The organism is Herbaspirillum sp. B65 (assembly GCF_000333555.1).
In the GTDB taxonomy this organism is placed as follows: Bacteria; Pseudomonadota; Gammaproteobacteria; order Burkholderiales; family Burkholderiaceae_D; genus Herbaspirillum; species Herbaspirillum rubrisubalbicans.
On record NZ_BADI01000124.1, the window covers coordinates 1 to 2,543 of the forward strand.

Sequence of the window (2,543 nt, forward strand, 5' to 3'; positions counted from 1 at the left end):
CTATACCCGGTCTACGGCTCGACCAACAATCCCTGGAACGCCGGATGCACCCCTGGCGGATCCTCGGGCGGTTCGGCGGCGGCGCTGGCGGCAGGTCTCACCCCGCTGGAACTGGGCAGCGACATCGGCGGATCAATCCGCGTCCCCGCACATTTCTGTGGCGTGTACGGTCACCGGCCCAGCTATGGCCTGGTGCCCGCGCACGGACATGTTCCGCCCATTCCGGGAACGCTCACCCGCTACGAACTAGCGGCCAATGGTCCGCTGGCACGCTCGGCGCAGGATCTCGAACTCGCGCTCGACCTGATCGTGGCTCCAGCCGAGTTGGAGCGTCCGGCCTCGCGCCTGGCCATTCCACCGAGCCGTCATGAGCGTCTGCAGGATTTCCGGGTCGCTGTATGGGCCGACGACAGTGCCTATGCCGTCGACGCGCGAAGTCTTGAGGCCCTGCGCTCCTATGCCGACGATCTCCGCAAGCTGGGAGTCACGGTGGACGAGAAGGCGCGGCCGGATTACGACTGGAAGGCATCGGCCGATATGTACTTCGACATCCTCATGTCGATCTGCGCCAGCAGTATGCCTCCGCAGATTCTGAACATGCTTGCAGACAAAGCCGCGGCACTGCCACCCGACGATGCCGGATACATCGCACGGATGGGGCGTGTTATCCAGATGCGCCATTACCAATACTACGCCCTCGCACATGAGCGCGAGGTTCTCTATCGTGCGTGGCGCGATTTCTTTACGCACTACGATGTCCTGATCTGCCCGGCCTTCGCGACCGTCGCCTACGAGCATGATCGCCGCGGCGACGGCGACAGTGATCCGTTCACTGTCGGGCAATCCCGCTCGCACATCGTCAATGGCCAGCCGATTCCCTATTGGGATGGATTGCATTGGCCGTCGATGGCTGTGGTCGCCAACTTGCCAGCAACCGCCGTACCGACCGGACGTTTCATCGACGGCCTGCCGCTGGGCGTTCAGATCATGGGCCCCTATCTCGAAGACCGCACACCTCTGCGCTTCGCCCAGTTGGTCGAACAAGAACTTGGCGGCTTCATCGCTCCTCCCGCCTATCTGTAGTCGGTCCTGCCAAGTCACTGCAGACGGCCTGATGGATCAGCGTCGCTTCCCCCCTGCTAAAGGGGGGGAACGACCAACTGCGCCTCCCAACATTTCGCCGCCATCTCCGCAAATCCGTTAGGAAAGCAAACAACAAGAAATGCCTCCATGCGGCCCCAACGCATTTGCACACATCCTGCTGAAAAATAGAAACACGGAGATAAAAATGAGAGAAACAGCCCGCACCATGATCACCAACGCTTCCATGATCGGGGCAGCCCTGATCGTATCGTCAGCGGCTTTCGATGCAAGCGCGCAGCAATTACCTGATCTGGTAAAGCCGCCGTCTGGCATCAATCTCGGAAGTACCAGCTTCTTCGACGGCTTCGGGCCAAGCGAGCCGGGATTCGTTTATGTAGCGTATCCACGCTTTACGTTCGGCAACGACATCACCGACGCCAATGGAAAATCATCGCGCGCCTTCAACAACGCCAAGGTCAACACACAGGTTCTCGTATCGCAGTTCTCATACTTGACGCCATTGGAAATCGGGCCGACGAAGCTCGGGTTCAATCTGTTCGTTCCACTGGTCAATTTTTCCACTAGCTTCGACTCGCCGGGACTGAAGCTGCGGGACAACGGTCTGGGCATCGGCGATCTTACGTTCGGTGCGTATCTGCAAGGCAACCCCATCATAAGTGATGGCCATCCTGTCTTTTCCTGGAGAGCTGAGATCGACGTCATCGCACCGACAGGGGACTTCGACAAGCACAAGGATCTGAACCAGAGCTCAGGATTCTGGTCGCTCATACCGTATCTGAGCGTCACCTACCTGCCCACGGAAAAAACCGAAATCTCTCTGCGCTTCAACTATATGTATAACTTCAGCACGACCAAGTTTTCCAACCCACCGCCCATTCCAGGCTTGAACTTCGACAACGGGCAAGCGGGACAGGTCGGCTGGCTCAACTTCGCAGCTTCATACCGGGTCTTGCCATCACTGGCGCTGGGCGTGAACGGTTTCTATTACAAGCAGCTCACCGAAAATAAATTGAACGGCGTATCGATCGCCAACAGCAAGGCTGAAATGCTGTCCATGGGCCCCGGTGCTCATATCAGCATCTCGGAAAAGTCATTCTTGAACGTCAATCTCAACCTACCTGTTATCAATAAGAATGCGATCAAGGGGCCATCACTGGGGCTCCAGTATGTGAAGGTCTTCTGAACTGGAGCTGGACGGCCGCGACAAGCGAGCGGCCCGTTCGCCCCTATTCTCCGGCCAGGCACAATTGCGCTGAGAGCGGATGTGCCTGGTTGGGAAACCGCGCCTTGGGTCAGATCTGGACTCAGTATTTCCAGAAATAAAGCACGCCCGGAATGTGTTTCTCGAGATGCACGTGGGCATTGCCNTCCACAAAGCTTGGCAGAATCGATGAATAGTTTTCGCGGGATGGATTGTTCCCCCGCCCCGCATCGCGCTA

Annotated in this window: 2 protein-coding genes; both read left to right on the top strand. The window is 58.0% G+C overall.

What is annotated here, in order from left to right; translation table 11 throughout:
* On the top strand, positions 1–1,083 hold a 1,083-nt coding region (locus I5W_RS03280), incomplete at its 5' end, for an amidase family protein (protein ID WP_044528170.1).
* A 205-nt stretch (positions 1,084–1,288) separates the two neighbouring features.
* Positions 1,289–2,287, top strand: coding sequence for a SphA family protein (locus I5W_RS03285; protein ID WP_017452236.1), 999 nt, complete (start codon positions 1,289–1,291; stop codon positions 2,285–2,287).
* Positions 2,288–2,543 lie beyond the last annotated feature (256 nt).